This window comes from Paraglaciecola sp. T6c, from assembly GCF_000014225.1.
GTDB classification, from domain to species: Bacteria; Pseudomonadota; Gammaproteobacteria; order Enterobacterales; family Alteromonadaceae; genus Paraglaciecola; species Paraglaciecola atlantica_A.
The window spans coordinates 3711019-3728982 of the sequence record NC_008228.1; the positions used below are offsets into that span (position 1 = coordinate 3711019).

Genomic DNA, 17964 nt, shown 5'->3' on the forward strand with positions numbered 1-17964 from the left:
TCTTAGCATGTATACGTGTTAACTTTTAGGTTATCGACTTTGTTCGGCAAAAATTGACTCTATGCCATCTGCCAACTCTTCAGGTGCATCACAACAGCACTTAGATTGCTCACTTTGAGTAAAAGGGCAATGTACCGGGCAACGAGCAGTTTGGTCGGTGGCGTAATCGGGCATACTGAACAAAGGAGATTCGCTGGCGCTGATTAACAGTGTTAAGCAACCCACTGCCTTGCCATACCATTGTGATTCCCCCGGCTTGGTGACAACCAAATCTGCATGAGCCACATCATTCAATGTTTCTATTAAAGGTCTTTTTTTACCTCCATTAGTCCAAACCTGAAACCCTTTGCGTTCAAGCATCTCTTTCAGTTCAAAAATATATGGATAAGCATATCCATCATGAGCATCAGCTAGACACAACGCGACTTTTTTCGCTGTCGTTTGTTCAGACCTTGACTCAGAATAAACATTCTCAGAAGTAAGTGAAATGTTGCGGTGTATGCGCTCAATCGGCAAACTCACATCAATATCAATGTCTGTGAAACCGCAACATTCACGCAAGTAAAACTCAGTGTACCCCGCATCAAACTGTTGAGTGTTCCACCATTGACTATGCAAACGTGTCATGCCGTGAAAAGTACTTTGCATATAGCGCTCAGTCGATTGAACAAAATCGGGTTGCAACGTTTGGTCTTGGAATTGGTTGAGTAATGTTTGGACTGAGATGTTTAACATATTGCCAGCGACATTCTCACCTGCATCATGAAGAAACCGCGCCAAAAAACAAGGCATGAAAGCAGTATCGAAGTTGACTATTTGTGTGTATTCATTGGGAATTATTGTTTCGGCTAAGCTCAAAAAAGCTTCAATTGCGACTAATAAATCATTAGGCCACGCGTGGGCCGGCAAGGTTATCGTTTCCACGTTCGGGTCGACTAGATGAATAATATCGGCGCCAGCACTAAAAGTCAGAAAATCAATCTGACTGTCAGGGAATTTAGTTTGAAAATGCCGCAATGCTGCAACCCCTATTGTTGCTGTGTCTTTAACACTCAACATTCGGATTAGCAGAATTCGCTCAGCATTCAGCGAAGTGGATTGCTGCATATTATTCCCCCTTTTGTGATTGCATGTACGCTTTATACATTAACTCAGCGCGCTCCCAATCCTCAAGTGTATCAATGTCTTGCACTAAATGGCGAGGTAGTACAATAGGAATACTCGTTTCGCTAAATGTAGGTATCCCTTTTAAAAAAGCTTCGCTTTTGCCCCAATAGAACTGCCCCGCGTCATGATAAGCTTCTTCTAAGTCTTGTGAGCGCTTGGGGATGTCTTGTGGACTAAAAGGACACACGCCCCCTTTTTGCATCTTTAATGCCCGCTGAATGGGGAATGGAAAACTGGTAACAGAAAACGCAAAGTGCTTAGAAACATCCGCTTTTAACCTTTTAAACCCGTCTTTTAACGCAGTCACTTGGAGGAAGGGAGCTGTAGCGTATATGCAGCAAGTATGACTTGGCGCTTCGCCCTGCTCTTGAACAAATTTTATTGCGTGCTTAACAACGGGCACGGTACCAGTGAAATCATCAGAGAGGTTTTCTGGCCTCATAAATGGAACGTCAGCGCCACACTTTATCGCAATATCCGCTATGTGCTGACTGTCAGTAGAAACAATAACCTTGTCAAACAAACCAGAATTTTTGGCCGCTTCGATGGAGTAAGCGATTAGCGGTTTACCACAGAACATTTTACTGTTCTTACCAGGGATACGTTTGCTTCCTCCTCTGGCAGGAATAATAGCGAGGTTCATTTATTAGACTTCACTGTAAAACATCAATGAGTGTATCAATCACATGCTGCTGCTGTGAAGCTGACATTGTCGGAAACAACGGTAATGTAATAGCATGTTTATAAAAGGCCTCAGACAAAGGAAAATCACCTTTTTGGAAACCAAGCTTTTGATAATAAGGCTGAAGATGAATGGGAATGTAGTGTACGTTAACACCAATCCCCCGACTTCTAAGCGCGTCAAACACTGCCTTTCGGTCATGCGTTGTAAGCTCAATCATAAAAAGGTGCCATGCACTGGTGGCAAGCGTTTCCTCACTTGGCAACTTAATAGGTAACGGACGTAGTGCTGTTAAATACACAGCCGCTTTTTCACGTCTGTGTTGAATAAACGCATCTAACTTATTTAACTGGGATAAACCCAATGCACCATGAATGTCACTCATACGGTAATTGTAACCAAGCGCTTGCTGCTCGTAATACCAAGCGCCTTGATCTTGAGTTTCAAAAGTGGATAGCTCCCGAGTGATACCATGCTTTGCGAACAGCGTAAGTCGCTTTAGCAGTTCCTCGTCGTTAGTGGTTATTGCTCCGCCTTCAGCCGAGGTAATAGACTTAACAGGGTGAAAGCTCAAAACAGTCATATCACTGTATTGGCAACAGCCGACCGGCTTATCTTGATATGTCGCACCTAATGCGTGTGCCGCATCTTCAATAAGCGTAATATTGTGAATGCTTGTTAGTGCGGAGATCGCTTGCATATCACAAGACTCCCCCGCAAAGTGCACCACGATCAATACCTTAGGGAACTTGCTACAGTTAGCCAGTTTATTTTTGAGGCCTTCAATAGAGATGTTCCGTGTTAGCGGGTCAATGTCTACAAAATCAACGTCGGCCCCGCAGTAGCGAGCACAGTTGGCTGAAGCAACAAAGGAGTTGGGCACCGTCCAAACGACGTCTGACGAGTCAACCCCTGCCGCTAAACAAGCCACATGTAAACCCGATGTACCACTGTTTACCGCTAAGGCATAGCTTGCCTGAGTATATTGACAAAGGGCACGTTCGAAAGCTGGGACCGTTGACCCTTGCGTTAAAAATTGATTTTGAAGTACATCGACGACAGCATCTATATCGTCCTGATCAATAGTATGACAACCATATGGCAACATGTTCAATGCTAATCCGTCGTACTATCTAGGGTCCGTAGCTCTTCCACAGATAAGAAATGAGGGTTAGTGCCGGAATGATACTCAAATTTATCTTCTACCGCTTTACCTGTCTCACCGAGCTTGTTGCGCTTATAGTCAATATTTTTTTCGAAAAAAACGATGGCAGGTGTTATTACATAATGATCATCGAACTCCAATGAATGATGCGCCATCTCTTCCGGCACCATCACCTCATGCAGTTTTTCACCAGGGCGAATACCAACAAGCTCATGTTCACGGGTGCCGCTCATAGATTCTACCAAGTCGAGAATAGCGACAGATGGAATTTTAGGAACAAAAATTTCGCCACCTTGCATTCGCTGAAAGTTCTTTACCACGAACTCAACGCCTTCATCTAATGTGATCCAAAAGCGTGTCATTTCTGCATGGGTAACTGGTAAATTAGATTTACCTTGCTCCATCAAAGAGCGATAAAACGGTACTACCGAGCCACGAGATCCAACCACATTGCCATAACGAACCACAGAGAACCTTGGGCCCTTAGCCCCAGAAATATTATTTGCCGCCACAAACAACTTGTCCGACGCTAACTTAGTTGCTCCATACAAATTAACTGGATTGGCTGCTTTGTCGGTGGACAAAGCGATGACGCGACTTACGTTAGCTGCTATTGCTGCATCAATCACGTTTTGTGCGCCGTTTATATTCGTTTTGATACATTCATTGGGATTATACTCAGCCGCTGGCACTTGCTTTAGGGCTGCGGCATGGACCACGAGGTCCACATCCCGCATGGCGGAAATCATACGCTCTTTGTCACGTACATCACCGATAAAATAGCGCATGCAGGGCGCATCAAAAACTTGCTGCATTTCAAACTGCTTTAATTCATCTCGAGAATAAATAATGAGCTTTTGCGGTTGGTAATTTTTTAAAATAAAGGAAACGAAACGCTTACCAAATGAGCCGGTACCGCCAGTAATAAGGATTGATTTATTATTAAACATTGTTGTTCATCACCAAGGGTTAGGCTTTCTTTGGTTTTATTCTAGTGTATATGACTATGAATCTTAAGGATATTCGCAAAATAGAGATAATTGAACACTCCTTTACATACACAACACCCTCTCAGCTAACCTTAGTAGTATTTTTTAACCGCCTTTCGTCCACGAATTAAACCACTTAACTGCTTTAAAGACGCATCAAAAAGCTGCTGCGCAAGCGCTACTAGCGCATCATTGACCTTGATCTCCGCTTCACAAAATTCTGTTTTTTGCGCAGGCGCCAAGGAATCTAAATATTCTTTAATACATCTATCTCGCTGAACTGATATCGTATGAAAAGATTTTTCATCAAGCGCTTCATCTTCTAATAAAGACGAAAGTTTCTGATTAATGCTCACCAATTCACTGGGTGTGAAAGGGTGATTTAGTTCGATTTTTCTCACACTACAGCTTGTCGCTTTTGGCGCTGCGCTTCATAAGCATCTTGCTTAGCGTCGTCTGGAATTTGTGACCAGGCCGTTTTAATAGGCAACATTAAGCCAATGACCTCATCCATGATCTGCAGATTGTTCTGCACTGTCGCATCCGTTAACCTTTGAACCATATAGTCGTAAAGTGAGAATAAATTTTCCGCCACTTCGGCATTATTAGTCAAATCAAGCGTATCACGCAGATTGATTAAAATAGCTGTGCATCGACCGATATGCTGAGCTTTTTCAGCATATTCTTTACGCTCCATACAGCCTTTTGCATACGCCATTCTATCAAGGGCCCCTTGCATTAACATCAAGGTCAATTTATGTGGATCTGCTTGGGCAATCTCTTGTTTTAAGTTGCCTTTCTTATAGGCATTGATACCTTTTAAAGCCATCTGTATTCTCCTATCCTACCTATGCAGAACCTAGTGATGCCAGAAGTGCTGACCCCGTTTGGTTAAGCTGTGCAACAGTCTGATCTAAATTTAAATATTTATCACGTAGGATTTGTTCAGTCGAGGCCATCCGCAATTCGAATTGTTCTCTCTCATCCGCTAACTGATCTTTCTGGTCTTGTACTGATTTCTCTCTCGATGTCAGTAAGCCACTGTAATTTGTATACTGCTCTATATAATCGTGCATTCTAACAGCCACACCGTTTTCGCTATCCGCAAACAGTGCCGCTATATCGTCAAAACTATCTTCTAGAGCGTCTTTTAGTCTATCTTCACCACTACCAAAACCAAACTTATCCGATGAACCTATCTCCAAGTCACCGTCTTCATTAAATTCAATACCCAACTGGAACAACGTCCCCAACCCTGACGACGAAACATTAGCACTGATCATATTTGAAAGACCTTGCTGAATCCCTCGTATCATAGAGTCACCAGCAAGAGCGCCATCCTCTTCCAAATCTGACGCGCCATAACGAGTTAGTGTGGTAATCTGGGTATTTAACGCATTAAAGTTATCAACGAAGTCGCGTATTTTGCCTTCTAGGCCCTCTGCATCAAAGCCTATTTTCAAATTCGATGTCTTGGGCGTTATGCCATCCTCATCTAATTCTGACAACTGAGACACGGTAAAGGAAACGTTCTCAATAACATTTTCAAATTCCGTGGTACTGCTCTCAACCGCTATACCGTCGATTGTGGCTTTTGAGTTCTGGGCGCTTTTGACTGGATCTAAATAGGCAGCGGTTTCCGTTGAGTCAGTCGTCGCGACTCTGTTTAAGTCGGCAATGTTGTTATCATTAACGATCATTAAATCGTTACCTTCACCTTGAACTGATGAGGTAAATACTAACTTTGCACCACCGGAGGCAGTGCCAGTATCAATAATGCTCGAACGAACACCGAAGTTGTCGTCAGAGCTGTTAATAGCAGAACTCAATTGCTGGAGCGTCATGCCAGCTGTCACATTGATAGAAAAGGTATCAGTGGTCGCGCCGATTTTAAATGTCAAACTACCAGCTTGAGCACTAACGGAGTCAGACGTGCTTGAAAAGCCTCCATCGACCGCATTATCCGTTTCTATTCGACTACCATTGGCTAGTTGCGTAACGGCGATTGCGTAGTCTGCCTCCACTGCGCTGTTTGATGCTTCAGCCGTAAACGGTTCGATGTTCTCGCTCGGGTTTTTAATCGTCGGCTCTCGGCCTTTTAGGTTGGCATCGCTTCGCAGTTCATCTACGCTGTCTAAAAATTCCTTCATTTTAGACTTCAGCGTACCAATACTGGATATTTCAGCATCATAAGATTCTTCTTGAGAATCAAGACGAGCCTGCTTAGGCGTGCGCTCAGCTTCCAATAACTGGCTAACTAAAGCCTCTAGATCAAGGCCCGAACCTACTCCTAGCGATTGAATTGACATAACTACCTCTCACCTAAAATTAAGTTAGGCCTGCTTGTTAAAAAACATACCTACCGCCGAACCTACATCCATTTGTAAATCCTGTATCCGCCGCGATAAACTGAGCACCTCTTCTGTGGGGATTTGTCTAATAACGTCCCCACTTTCGGAGTCTGTTACCTTAACCACTTGTTTACCACTATCTTCGTCCACCGAAAAATTTAATTGCTTGTTTCTGGTCTGAACAAATTCATTCACTTCCAAAAGCGCTTCATCCAGCTCTTGCGTTGAAAGCTCACGATCTTCTTGTACTTGTTTATCGGCTGTCGCAGTAAACCCTTTAGTATCCTTATTGTTTATATCACTGGCAGATTTAACATCGGGTAAGGGAACATTCGTTTGTGTCTTAACATCCGTATTGAGAACATTTTCATTGTTAGTTAATTCAGCAAAATTCCTGCCAACTTGTGAAAGATTAACTTCCATAACTCACCTCTCAAACAAAGAAAGGAGCAAAGGCTTAATAATGTCCAATGCTCCCTATCGAGTTTCTAACCAACCGAATTATACAGTTCAGTATAATCCACTTTTTAAACCATTAAATATAACCTAGCCCAATAAACTCAATGCAGTTTGGGGGGCTTGATTTGCCTGACTTAACACCGACAGAGATGCTTGTTGAATGATTTGATTACGAGTCAGTTCTGCCGTTTCAGCCGCAAAATCTGTGTCGCGAATACGTGAACGTGCACTAGAAATATTTTCAGAAATATTGCTTAAGTTTCTAATGGTAGATTGAAAGCGATTTTGCACAGCACCAAGATCAGCACGAACTCCTCCAACCACCGAAATTGCTTCAGAAATAGCGGTTAATGCCGCAGATGCCCCATCAACGGTGGCCACATCGACGCTATCAATGCTCAGACCTGTTGCCCCGAAACCATCATTACGAGATAAATTAACGGATATATTCTGATTACCATTTGCACCTACTAAAAAGCTCGCTGAAAATGTGCCATCAAGGATGTCAGTTGTACCAAATTGCGTGTCAGTCGATATTCTGGTTATTTCAGACTTTAATGCCGAAACTTCTTTTTGCAATGCTCCGCGATCTGCATCTGAGTTAATTCCGTTTTGCGACTGTACCGCTAATTGACGAATGCGCTGCAATGACGATGTAACTTCTCCTAAGGCACCTTCTGCGGTTTGCGCTAATGAGATTGCATCGTTTGCATTTCTGGCAGCTTGGTCTAAACCCTGTATCTGTGTCGTTAAACGATCAGAAATCTGTAGCCCAGCCGCATCATCCGCCGCGCGATTGATACGAAAGCCCGATGATAAACGTTCGAATGATGTATTAAGTGATGCGCCTGAATTGAACAACTGACGCTGAGCATTCAACGATGCCACGTTGGTATTAACGAATAATGCCATGATAAAACCTCCTGGAAACCCACCAATAGCGCGTTGCGCATGGTAAGCCCGCCTCAAAATTCAGTAGCAATGAGCCTCCTCATTGTTACCGCCTCACTACATTATTGCTCAGCACCTCTACTTCGCAATAACTCTATAAATGACCGATTAGATCACCCCTCAACTAATGTTATCGACCGTGACTTCAACAACTTTAGTTTTTTATTTCATTTTTTTATTTTGAACGTATTTAGGATGACAGCAAAAGTAACTTTCAGAAACGAAAAGTTGGCACGCGAGGTGCTTATTAAAAATGGTGAAGCAATAAGAATTGAGAAACGCCAAGAAGTTGGCGAGAAAATAAAAAAGGCCGGGCCAAATGACCCGACCGAATTGCTCACGTTAGGAGAACGAGCAAAAGAGTTTCTGTCCGATTAGCAGATCAGAGAATGAATACTGGCCTCTCAACCAAACTTCTACACTCTCAGTTCTGTTGGTCGGCGTTTTGCGCAAGTCAAACTACGCATCATCCCTGAATAATGCCAACAACTTTCCTTAGTTGCCTACCGGGCGGCCTCTCATTTCCTACCCTCTGAGTAATATCTTAGTCATGAAACAATGCCCCAACATTTTTTCACGTGCATATTTGTTACTGAACAGCAATGAGAGTTGCTTTGTTCACCTCTTGTAACTGCGCCTCTTGCAACGGACTTTTTCTGCCGTTGTAATGGCAATTCCTGTAAATTGATAACCTTTCGTTGCCGCTATCTGCCGATAAACTATAGTCGTTATCGGCTAATTCAAGTTTGGCTCCCCAGGGATATCCGTCAACCCAGAGCACATGTAAACTCGGTAACGCTTATCTTATCCCTAAAAGCAACCATGCTTTACAGCATACAGATACTTTAAATATCCTCTCACCTGCAGCGTAAATACACTCATTCGCGACTTACGTTATTTTCCTTCCTCATACAGAAGAGGTAATGTCTCAATAAATACCACTTGGTGCACTTTAACGGTATGACTCATCGGCTCAGTCGATACACTAACTTTCAGCACTAGGCCCTATCAGTCTGGGTCACTTTCATCATTTATTAATGCCTTTGTCTAGCTACCTTGCCTTTAGTTAGAAGCCCGTTTTATTAATAGCCAATGTTCAACAGCCTTAATTTCAAAACTTAGTAGTGCTATTTTGGCACATAAAGTGCTTCATATAGCTTGCCAACTGGTACCCTGGTTGGCCTATTTTGTTTGTGTTACCACACGACAAAATGTATCGAGCGAAAGCTCTAGCTGACAGGCAGGTTTGATGGCCTAAACCTCAAAACCTCACTACCTCCTGGCGTCTTCCTTGTCTGTCAGCCATTTTACTTTCTTTGAAATCCCTCTGATCATCCGAGTTGCCACTCATCTAGGCACTATTATTAACCTTGCAGTAGTTGCAGAGCTGATTGTGGACGCTGATTAGCTTGACCTAAAACAGTAATACTCGCCTGTTGAATAATCTGCCACCGAGTCAATTCTGCCGTTTCAACTGCAAAGTCAGTATCTCGAATACGACTGCGGGCTGCTGACACGTTTTCAGATATGTTGCTCAGATTGCGTATAGTTGACTGAAATCTATTTTGAATAGCACCGAGATCAGCACGCTTAGCATCAATAACCGATATTGCTTCTAATACAGCGACCATCGCTCTAGATGCTTGGGCTTCTGTGGCAACGGAGATAATTTCTCCTTCGAACAAACCCTCTGGCCCATATCCATTTGCTCTAGATATATTGACGCTGATTGTCTGACCCGGGTTTGCTCCCACAAGAAATGCAGATGAGAACCCACCACTTAGGATATTTACACCACCGAATTGGGAAGTAGCAGCGATTCGGCTCATTTCAAATTTGAGCGCATCGACTTCTTTTTGCAATGCCAGTCTATCTGCTGATGCATTAATCCCGTTTTGAGCCTGAACGGCTAGAACCCTAATACGTTGGAGTGCGGTGGTTACTTCCCCTAGCGCTCCTTCTGCGGTTTGCGCTAAAGAAATGCCATCATTGGCGTTTCGCACGGCCATGTTAAGGCCTAAAACCTGGGTCGTAAGTCGGTTAGATATTTGCAATCCAGCCGCATCATCTTTGGCACTATTAATGCGAAATCCAGATGATAATCTTTCAAATGCCGTGTTTAAATTATTGTTCGACGTGAATAACTGACGAGTAGCATTCAACGACGACACATTCGTATTAACGAATAAGCTCATTTTCTTTCTCCTAACGATTTTTTAAACTTTCACCCGACTATTATTTTTTTGTATCGTGGTGAATACAGGACCTTGCTTTAATTATTATTGGTCTCTGTTTCTAGTGCTGGCTTATTATTTTTTTGAGTTACCTAGCGACTATGTTTAAGTTATCGAACGGATACAGAAAATCCTTTAGCATTAAAATTGACTAAATATTTTTCTAATTCAAATTCAAACACTTACAGATAAAAATAAACGCAAAAAAAGCCGAGGGATCCCCCTCGGCTTTACGCTCTTACTTTAGGAGAGAGTGAGCAGACTCTCAACTGATTGGTTCTTTTTAACCTGGTGCACTACCTCCTGGCTTCAAAGCCCCAAACAGTAGGGTCTCGAAACCTAGGTTAACTAACCAATTAACCTAGTAAAGATAAAGCTGACTGAGGACGCTGATTCGCCTGACTCAGTACGGTTAAACTCGCTTGCTGAATGATTTGGTTACGCGTCAATTCTGCAGTTTCAGATGCGAAGTCAGTATCACGAATACGTGAACGAGCACCTGATACGTTTTCAGAGATATTAGACAAGTTACGGATAGTTGATTGGAAACGGTTTTGAAGCGCACCCAAGTCCGCTCTCACGCCACCCACAGAAGAGATAGCTTCAGAGATGGCCGTTAGCGCTGCAGATGCACCCTCAACGGTATCTACGTTAACATCATCAATGCTCAGACCTGCTGCACCGAACCCATCAGGACGGGACAAGTTTACAGAGATATTCTGTCCACCATTGGCACCTACCAAGAACTTAGCCGAAAAATCTCCTTTTAGGATATCAGTCGTACCAAACTGAGAATCAGTTGAAATACGCGTGATTTCAGATTTAAGGGCTGAAACTTCTTTCTGCAAAGCTACACGGTCTGCTTCTGAGTTAATGCCGTTTTGTGATTGAACAGCAAGCTGACGGATACGCTGTAATGAAGATGTTACTTCACCTAATGCGCCTTCAGCTGTTTGCGTCAATGAAATCGCGTCGTTCGCGTTTCTAGCGGCTTGATCAAGACCTTGTACTTGAGTGGTCAAGCGGTCAGTAATTTGAAGACCTGCGGCATCATCTGCTGCACGGTTGATTCGAAAGCCTGATGAAAGACGTTCGAAAGAAGTATTCAAGCTGTTAGCTGAATTAAATAATTGGCGTTGTGCGTTCAAAGACGACACGTTGGTATTTACGTATAAACCCATGGTTTTCTCCTACACTCTCAGTCCAGTTTTCACTGGCAACCGAAAATCTTAATCGGTGGTTAAATAACACTAATTAGTATGATGATTCGTTAAATAAATCATCACTACTGGCTCTCTCAGAAATGTTATCGACGGTAGGATAATTCTCTTTAACTAAAATTTGCCGTTTTTTCGTTAAACGGCAACGAATTGCCGCTTTGCAATTGCTAAACAATTGAGTTTCAATGGTTTTATTAAAAGCGCCACGGTCAAAAATAATGCAAATAAAACGTATCAAACGCGTGACTCACGCACATAAACATCACGCATTTAGCGATTTATGTGAATTTGAAGGGTCGCTTTACTGTTGTTTCAGAGTAGCAAGCAACCATGTGAGTGACGATGGTGTCATTAACGTGTTAACCCTCACCGATGATGGCAAAGTAACGTATAAACAGCACATTAGCCTGCCTTCTAGTGATTTGCGTGACCCTAAGCTGAGTATTACCCCCTCGGGGGAGCTCATGTTATTGGCGTACTCTCGCCGAATAAATTCGTCTGACTCTGCTAGCATATTGGGGGCACATAGCCCGGTCGTGTGGACTTCGCAGGATGGACTAAGTTGGTCCAGCGCCAAGAATATAGGTGATAAACATTGGTGGCTATGGCGACTGCGTTGGCACAAACAAAAAGCATATGGGCTTGCATATAATCGTTCAGCCAATGCGGTACATTTGTACGGGGGTAACCCAAAGCGTAGCTTTCACCTCGACAAAACCAATGCCTTTAGTTTGCAAACCCATGACAAAGGCTACCCGAACGAAAGCGATATGTGTTTTGCAGAAGATGGCACTGCTTATGTGGTTTTACGTAGAGACAGCGATACTTATAGTGCCCAGTTTGGAATAAGTAAGTCACCTTACACACATTGGCATTGGATTGATTTAGGCTTCTATTTAGGTGGACCTAACATGCTAAAGCTCGATGGCCACGATGCGCTACTAGCAGGCAGGATAATATATAAAGGCAAATTCGTGACAGCGATACTAAATCTAGAGCTTAAAAGCGCAAAAATCACACTGCTCAAGGTTTTGCCATCAAGTGGGGATAATAGCTATCCCGGCATGGTTAGACGCAAAGATACCGTGTTTGTTAGTTATTATTCATCACACCAAGACCAACAGGCTCACATATATCTAGCTCACTTAGCCCTCTAAGGGGTTAGAGCGTTGATTGAAGCTTTAAAAGGCTGCACCCAAATGAGGATGCTACGCGGTTAACTGATGTAATCGAAAAGAGATAACCCAGTCACTTTTGCAAATGTGGCTTGGGCCGCTTGCAATGCCGCCTCTTGTTTACTCAATTCTGAGACTGCCTCGGCATAATCAACTTCTTCTATATTTGCTCTGGCCGTTTTATTGGATATTTCTAGATCTAAGTTTGACGCAAATACCGATTGCGCCACATTCAGCTTTCCACCGAGCAACGATATTGAATCAGCGATACTGGTTAAGCTGTTATCTACACCTATCAAGGCATCGCTAATTGCCTGTTCATAATCTCCGTCGGAAATATTTTCATCTCTGAGACTGTTGTAAAAGTCATTGAGAGTTTCAGCAATATTTTTCTTTTCAGGTTTTTGTAGCGTGTAATTAACGGTATCGCCTACAGCGCCTTCGATCGTAAACTCTTGCCCTTGAAACTCGAAAGGCTCACCACTGGTATAGGGTTGCGTGCCCACCACAGTGCCAGTACCAACATTGGTAATAGTCACTTCATCGACACCAGTAATACTTATCTGATATTCATTATTCGCTGGGGTAACAGGGTCGTAATTTTGTTTGTGAAACTGATCAAATTCGCTTTGAGCACTTATTCTGGTTGATGCCGATGCAACACCACTTGTGGAAGTAATTTGGCTGTCCAATCTTGCGTACACATCTTCGAATACCGTTTGACCAGAGTTATTCATCGCTAAAGAAAAGGTATTTGAAATGCGAATATCGTTTAACCCTTCGTCACCCTCAAAGACGTACTTATTACCAGCTGCGCCGGCGGTATAACTGAATGCAGGGGTAGAAGATTGGTAACCAGCAAAAATATATTCACCATTTGCACTTTGGCTATTCATAGCATCAAATATTTGATCTCGAATTTGTCCAATCTCTATGCTTATTGCATTACGGTCATTAACATCCAATATGCCGTTACCCGCTTGAATCATGAGCTGCCTTGCTCTTTGAATGTTGTCGGTTACGTTTCCGAGTATAGTTTCTTCTTGTTCAATACTGTTGGTCAGCAAGTTATTGTTCTTGTTGTATTGCGCAATTAAATCAATTTCTTCTGTTAAACGTATCACCTGAGCAGATCCTACGGGGTCATCCGATGGTCGAAGTAATTTTTTACCCGTAGATAGCTGCTGCTGAACATCCGACAAATCATCTTGATTGTCTAGTACAGCACGAATGCTTCTATCATATAACTGACCAGTGGAAATTCGCATTATAAACCCCTCACGTGTTTCATTATCTCACCATACTCAAAATGGTATCGAACATCTCTTGCGCAGTGTTTAATAAGCGAGCTGAAGCCGCATAAGATTGCTGAAAGCGCACTAAATTGGCCGCCTCTTCATCTAAACTCACACCTGACACTGAGTCATACCAATCTTTTGATTGTAGCTTTAGCGCCTCGCCTGCTTTGACCGCAATATCCGCATTGGCTGCTTTTTGACCTATATCCCCAACAATATTGGCATACGCTTCGTGGAAACTAACCGGATCACCAGATCCCGCATTATTGAGTTGCATGCCGTTCTCGTTCTGCAGGTTAGCCATGATCAAGCCATTGCGGTTATCATTAAGTCCATTTTGGTTGAAACTGATAGAGAATGTATCTCCCGCTTTCGGCTCCCCTTGCAACGTAAAATCGTAACCAGGGTAATTATCAAGTGCACTAAATGCTGCGGGCCACCCTGGCGTGCCAGAAGCTTGCTCTAAAAGGTTATCCATCGATGAAATACCACTTACCGTGGTGATAACAGTGCCTGCGCTATCAAGCACTTCATATTCAGTGGCAGAGTTAAACCGCACCGCTGCCGGTGCACCGACTCCACCACCGGGCGCAGCGCCAGGCGCATGAATACCTCCGGCCCCGTCAAAACCCGATGAGCGTGAATCAAAAGGTGCGGTGTCCACAAAGGTGTTTGTCACTGTTGTTGAAACGAGCTCTGAGCCGCCTAAATTATCTTCGCCGGCTTCAATTCTAATCGGGCTTGCTAACGCTAAGTCTTCTGGGCGTGTGGTGAACACTTCGATTTTGTCTGCCACATCTTTGGTCGGTTGCAATAAGAACTGATCGCCTACCGTGTAACCAGTGCCTTTTGAAAACTCTAACTCGATACCCCCAAAGATTTCATTATACTCGCCACTTTGCGCGGTTAACCCTGTATAATTCTGGGTAATGGCCGCACCATTCACATCGGTAACAGCTGAGCCATCTAGGTTCAGTAATTCAACGGTGACATCCACAGTTGGCGGCACACCCGCAGTGACTCCGTCAATAGTAACTCGGTAGTCAGCGCTAGTAATTTCACTGGCACCGCCTTTTGAAATGCGACCATTAACGATAGAAGTGCTATCAGCATTGCCTGGATAGTTCAGCGCCGTGGTGATGGGACGTGTAAAAATCTCGCCTCCTAATTGCTGGTCATAATCCATACCCGCCCGGTTTTGCGTATTCACAGCTTCAGTGACCGCCAAAGCAATTTGCCCTAGCTCTCGGCGACTAGGCTCCAATACCTCGTCACGATAACGGAATAACCCGCCAATTGTCCCCCCCAGCTCAGTTTCGGCTAGATTTAAAGAGGTCGGCTTGCCATTACTCGTCAGCTGTAACGATTTATAATTTAAGTCTGCGCTGTTATTCACTTCAAAGACGCTAAACGTACCGTCTTGCATCACAAGTGACTCACCGGACGTGAGGTTTATCATGATGGAGCCATCATTGTTTGAACTATTTCGGGTTTCAATCGACACTAGACTGCTTAATTCCAGCACCGCATTATCTCTTTGATTCATGAGCGCGCCTGGCTCATCGTGACGATTATTAGCTTGAGCGATTCGAATAGACTCATTAAATGAAGCAATAGACTCAACCAATGAGTTCACTTTGTTCAACGATGCTTCAAACTCAAAATTAACTTCACGCTCTTTCTCAGCTAAAAAGGTCGATAACGTGCCCATCTGGCCAAGCATTGACTCGGCATCGCCCAGCACTAATTGTCGTGCAGACATATTTGTCGGATCATCATTAGCCGTTTGCAAAGATGCAAAAAAACGGCTCATACTACTTGAAATGCTATTTGCTTCGCTGGCGAAAACATTATCTAAAACAGCCGTTTTGCTCCAATAAGCTTCATGCTCAGCAAGATTAGTGGTGTCTCGGCGCAACTGGTTTTGCGCAAACGTGTTCATCACTCGCTCAGTGGTGAATTGGCCAACACCTCCGGTTAACTCAGCTACGAAGTTGGTTCGCTCACGAACATATCCTTCGGTGTTCACATTGGCAATATTATTACCTGTGGTACTGAGTAATTGATTACTTGCCTCCACACCGGAGCGAGCGATAGAGAGCAAATCTGCCGTTCTAATCATAATTTATACTCCGTGAACTGATGTTATTCATGGTTGATAATTACTCAGTGAGCCGCTGTTTAGAACGGAAATAACTTTCTGCGCATACGTTGGGTCTGTGGCATAACCCGCTTGCTGCAACTCGGCGAAGTAGCGTTTAGGATCGCCAGTATTTTGCAGCGCTTGCTTGTATCTCGGATTGTCTTTTACAAATGATGCATAGTCTTGCATCGCATCATCGAAGGAATTGTAAGCTCTAAATTGTGCTTTTTTTGGCGCTGCAAGCCCTTGTTCAAACTCAATAGTGTTCACCTTTGCAGTGTCACCTTGCCAGCCATTGCCGGCTTTAATACCAAACAAATTATGTGTATTGCCTTTTTCAGTGTGCATCATGTACTGTCCCCAACCTGTTTCCACGGCTGCTTGGGCCAATAATGCTTTGGGTTCGATGCCTAGTTCCTGCGCCACTTGCTGAGCAACAGGATAGAGCGCATCCAAAAATTCTTTTTGATCACTAAAAGCGGCATCTTTGTAACCTGCATTCGATGCTGCGGTCTCAGGCAGGCGTTGTTCGGGTAGTATTATTTGTTGGGCCTGATGGATGCTTTGTGCACTATGGCGATTAATATCGGACAGGTTGCCATCATTTCGAATAACGCTTGAGGGGGTGAACCCGTTCCCACCTTTGCTTAACTGTTTTACGATAATGTCAGCCAAGCCGATACTGCCGTTATTCGACATATCTGTCGCTAACTGCTGATCGTGCATATCGCGATAAAACTTAACTTGTTCAGAGTTAAATGGGCTGTCTTTGTCTGCCATAACATCTTGAGCTTTTCGCATAGACTTGAGCATCATTTGCACAAAAATAGCCTCGAACTACTTCGCGGCCTCTTGCAGTGCCGCATCATCGCCGCTTTGTGCTGCTCTGCGCAGTTTGTCTAAGCCTTGAATGTCATTCGCATTGCGCGACATATCAAATTGACCTTGAAACTTTATGCTGTTGTCTATGTTATCCATCGACTATGCCTCGGCCCGGTTAATCACGCTAAATTACGACCAGCTCGCCTTGTAAGGCACCTGCCTCACTGAGTGCTTCAAGTATTGCCATCAAATCACCAGGCGCAGCACCTACTTCATTTACTGCGCGCACTAGTTGGTCCAACGTCACGCCTGGATCAAACTTAAACATGCGAGTGTCGTCTAGATTCACATCAATAATGGACTGGTCTGTAACGACTGTATCTCCCTGCCCTAATGGGTTGGGTTGTGTTACCTGCTGATTTTCACTGATTGTCACGGTTAACCCACCGTGTGTAATGGCCGCGGGTAGCAGACGTACATCTTGACCAATCACTATGGTCCCTGTGCGACTGTTAATAACGATGCGTGCGGGTGCTTTAGCTGGCATAAATTCAAAGTTTTCTAGCGTCGCTAAAAAGCCCACTCGCTGACCTACATCTCGGGGGGCTGACACGCGAACCGATGCTGCATCAATAGGGGTTGCAATCACATATCCTTTATCGGGATCCGCCCCTAAACGCTGATTAATGGTATCGGCTAGGATCTTGGCTGTTGAAAAATCCGGATAATTTAAATTGAGCGTTAAAAAGTCATTTTGCATGAAGCCGCTAGGCACAGCGCGCTCTATCAGAGCACCGTTTGCGATACGACCAACCGTGGGCGTGTTGGCGACAATTTTAGAACCGTCTGCTCCCTCAGCGCCAAAACCGCTGACTACCATGCTTCCCTGGGCAACGGCATACACTTTGCCATCAAGACCTTTTAGAAAAGTTTGCAGTAATGTACCCCCGCGCAAACTTGCCGCTTCACCAACAGAGCTCACCGTTACGTCAATCGTTTGCCCTGGCTTTAAAAAAGGCGGCAATTCGGCGTGAACTGCCACAGCAGCCACGTTCTTTATTTTAGGCTTTAAAGAGCTATCTAGGCTGATGCCGAAGTTCGACAACATGGTACGAAAACTTTGTTCAGTAAACGGACTTTGCTCACCGGTACCAGGTAGACCCACCACCAAACCGTATCCAACCAGTTGGTTACTTCTTACGCCCTGCACACTTGCTAGGTCTTTTATGCGTTGAGCCTGGCCGACCGGAACAATAATAATGCTCGATATCATGAGAATGAATAGAAGTAATTTCATATACCGCTCCT

Annotated in this window: 16 protein-coding genes and 1 pseudogene; 2 read left to right on the forward strand and 15 right to left on the reverse strand. The window is 43.9% G+C overall.

Features of this window, described 5'->3' with window-relative positions; genetic code table 11:
* Window positions 1–30 precede the first annotated feature (30 nt).
* From PATL_RS15775 to PATL_RS15815, 9 genes are all read right to left on the reverse strand, one after another.
* Entirely contained in the window at window positions 31–1107 is a 1077-nt protein-coding gene (locus PATL_RS15775; RefSeq protein WP_011575823.1) for a glycosyltransferase family 9 protein, read from the reverse strand.
* Window position 1108: 1 nt separating this feature from the next.
* Window positions 1109–1810, reverse strand: coding sequence for a pseudaminic acid cytidylyltransferase (gene pseF, locus PATL_RS15780; RefSeq protein ID WP_011575824.1), 702 nt, complete (start codon window positions 1808–1810; stop codon window positions 1109–1111).
* A 10-nt stretch (window positions 1811–1820) separates the two neighbouring features.
* A complete protein-coding gene (pseC, locus tag PATL_RS15785) occupies window positions 1821–2957 on the reverse strand; it encodes a UDP-4-amino-4,6-dideoxy-N-acetyl-beta-L-altrosamine transaminase (RefSeq protein ID WP_011575825.1) in 1137 nt (378 codons plus the stop codon).
* An 8-nt stretch (window positions 2958–2965) separates the two neighbouring features.
* Entirely contained in the window at window positions 2966–3964 is a 999-nt protein-coding gene (pseB, locus tag PATL_RS15790; RefSeq protein ID WP_011575826.1) for a UDP-N-acetylglucosamine 4,6-dehydratase (inverting), read from the reverse strand.
* 131 nt (window positions 3965–4095) lie between these two features.
* A complete protein-coding gene (locus tag PATL_RS15795) occupies window positions 4096–4404 on the reverse strand; it encodes a hypothetical protein (protein ID WP_011575827.1) in 309 nt (102 codons plus the stop codon).
* Window positions 4401–4832, reverse strand: coding sequence for a flagellar export chaperone FliS (gene fliS, locus PATL_RS15800; RefSeq protein WP_011575828.1), 432 nt, complete (start codon window positions 4830–4832; stop codon window positions 4401–4403). Before fliS ends, PATL_RS15795 begins: the two co-directional genes overlap by 4 nt.
* A gap of 19 nt (window positions 4833–4851) precedes the next feature.
* Complete coding sequence (fliD, locus tag PATL_RS15805) at window positions 4852–6312, reverse strand: flagellar filament capping protein FliD (RefSeq protein ID WP_011575829.1); 1461 nt, start codon at window positions 6310–6312, stop codon at window positions 4852–4854.
* A gap of 24 nt (window positions 6313–6336) precedes the next feature.
* Window positions 6337–6777, reverse strand: coding sequence for a flagellar protein FlaG (locus PATL_RS15810; protein WP_011575830.1), 441 nt, complete (start codon window positions 6775–6777; stop codon window positions 6337–6339).
* 123 nt (window positions 6778–6900) lie between these two features.
* Window positions 6901–7725 (reverse strand): flagellin, encoded by an 825-nt coding sequence (locus PATL_RS15815; protein ID WP_011575831.1) that lies wholly within the window; start codon window positions 7723–7725, stop codon window positions 6901–6903.
* 234 nt (window positions 7726–7959) lie between these two features.
* Between PATL_RS15815 and PATL_RS22715 the strand changes: the two genes are divergently transcribed.
* Window positions 7960–8142: a hypothetical protein gene (locus PATL_RS22715; protein ID WP_157043418.1), complete on the forward strand. Its 183-nt coding sequence runs from the start codon at window positions 7960–7962 to the stop codon at window positions 8140–8142.
* 986 nt (window positions 8143–9128) lie between these two features.
* On the opposite strand, the gene PATL_RS15825 is transcribed toward PATL_RS22715, so the two are convergent.
* Together PATL_RS15825 and PATL_RS15830 are read right to left on the reverse strand one after the other, a co-directional pair.
* Window positions 9129–9959 carry a flagellin gene (locus PATL_RS15825; protein ID WP_006993064.1) on the reverse strand — a complete coding sequence of 277 codons (831 nt, stop codon included), beginning with the start codon at window positions 9957–9959 and terminating at the stop codon, window positions 9129–9131.
* Between the two features lie 395 nt (window positions 9960–10354).
* Window positions 10355–11179 carry a flagellin gene (locus PATL_RS15830; protein WP_011575833.1) on the reverse strand — a complete coding sequence of 275 codons (825 nt, stop codon included), beginning with the start codon at window positions 11177–11179 and terminating at the stop codon, window positions 10355–10357.
* Window positions 11180–11436: 257 nt separating this feature from the next.
* Between PATL_RS15830 and PATL_RS15835 the strand changes: the two genes are divergently transcribed.
* Window positions 11437–12375 carry a hypothetical protein gene (locus PATL_RS15835; RefSeq protein WP_041714508.1) on the forward strand — a complete coding sequence of 313 codons (939 nt, stop codon included), beginning with the start codon at window positions 11437–11439 and terminating at the stop codon, window positions 12373–12375.
* 59 nt (window positions 12376–12434) lie between these two features.
* On the opposite strand, the gene flgL is transcribed toward PATL_RS15835, so the two are convergent.
* From flgL to PATL_RS15855, 4 genes and pseudogenes are all read right to left on the reverse strand, one after another.
* Entirely contained in the window at window positions 12435–13661 is a 1227-nt protein-coding gene (gene flgL / locus PATL_RS15840) for a flagellar hook-associated protein FlgL (RefSeq protein WP_011575835.1), read from the reverse strand.
* A gap of 22 nt (window positions 13662–13683) precedes the next feature.
* Window positions 13684–15813 (reverse strand): FlgK family flagellar hook-associated protein, encoded by a 2130-nt coding sequence (locus PATL_RS15845; RefSeq protein ID WP_011575836.1) that lies wholly within the window; start codon window positions 15811–15813, stop codon window positions 13684–13686.
* Window positions 15814–15840: 27 nt separating this feature from the next.
* Window positions 15841–16812, reverse strand: a pseudogene (gene flgJ / locus PATL_RS15850) (flagellar assembly peptidoglycan hydrolase FlgJ).
* Between the two features lie 28 nt (window positions 16813–16840).
* A complete protein-coding gene (locus tag PATL_RS15855; RefSeq protein ID WP_011575838.1) occupies window positions 16841–17953 on the reverse strand; it encodes a flagellar basal body P-ring protein FlgI in 1113 nt (370 codons plus the stop codon).
* Window positions 17954–17964: the final 11 nt, after the last annotated feature.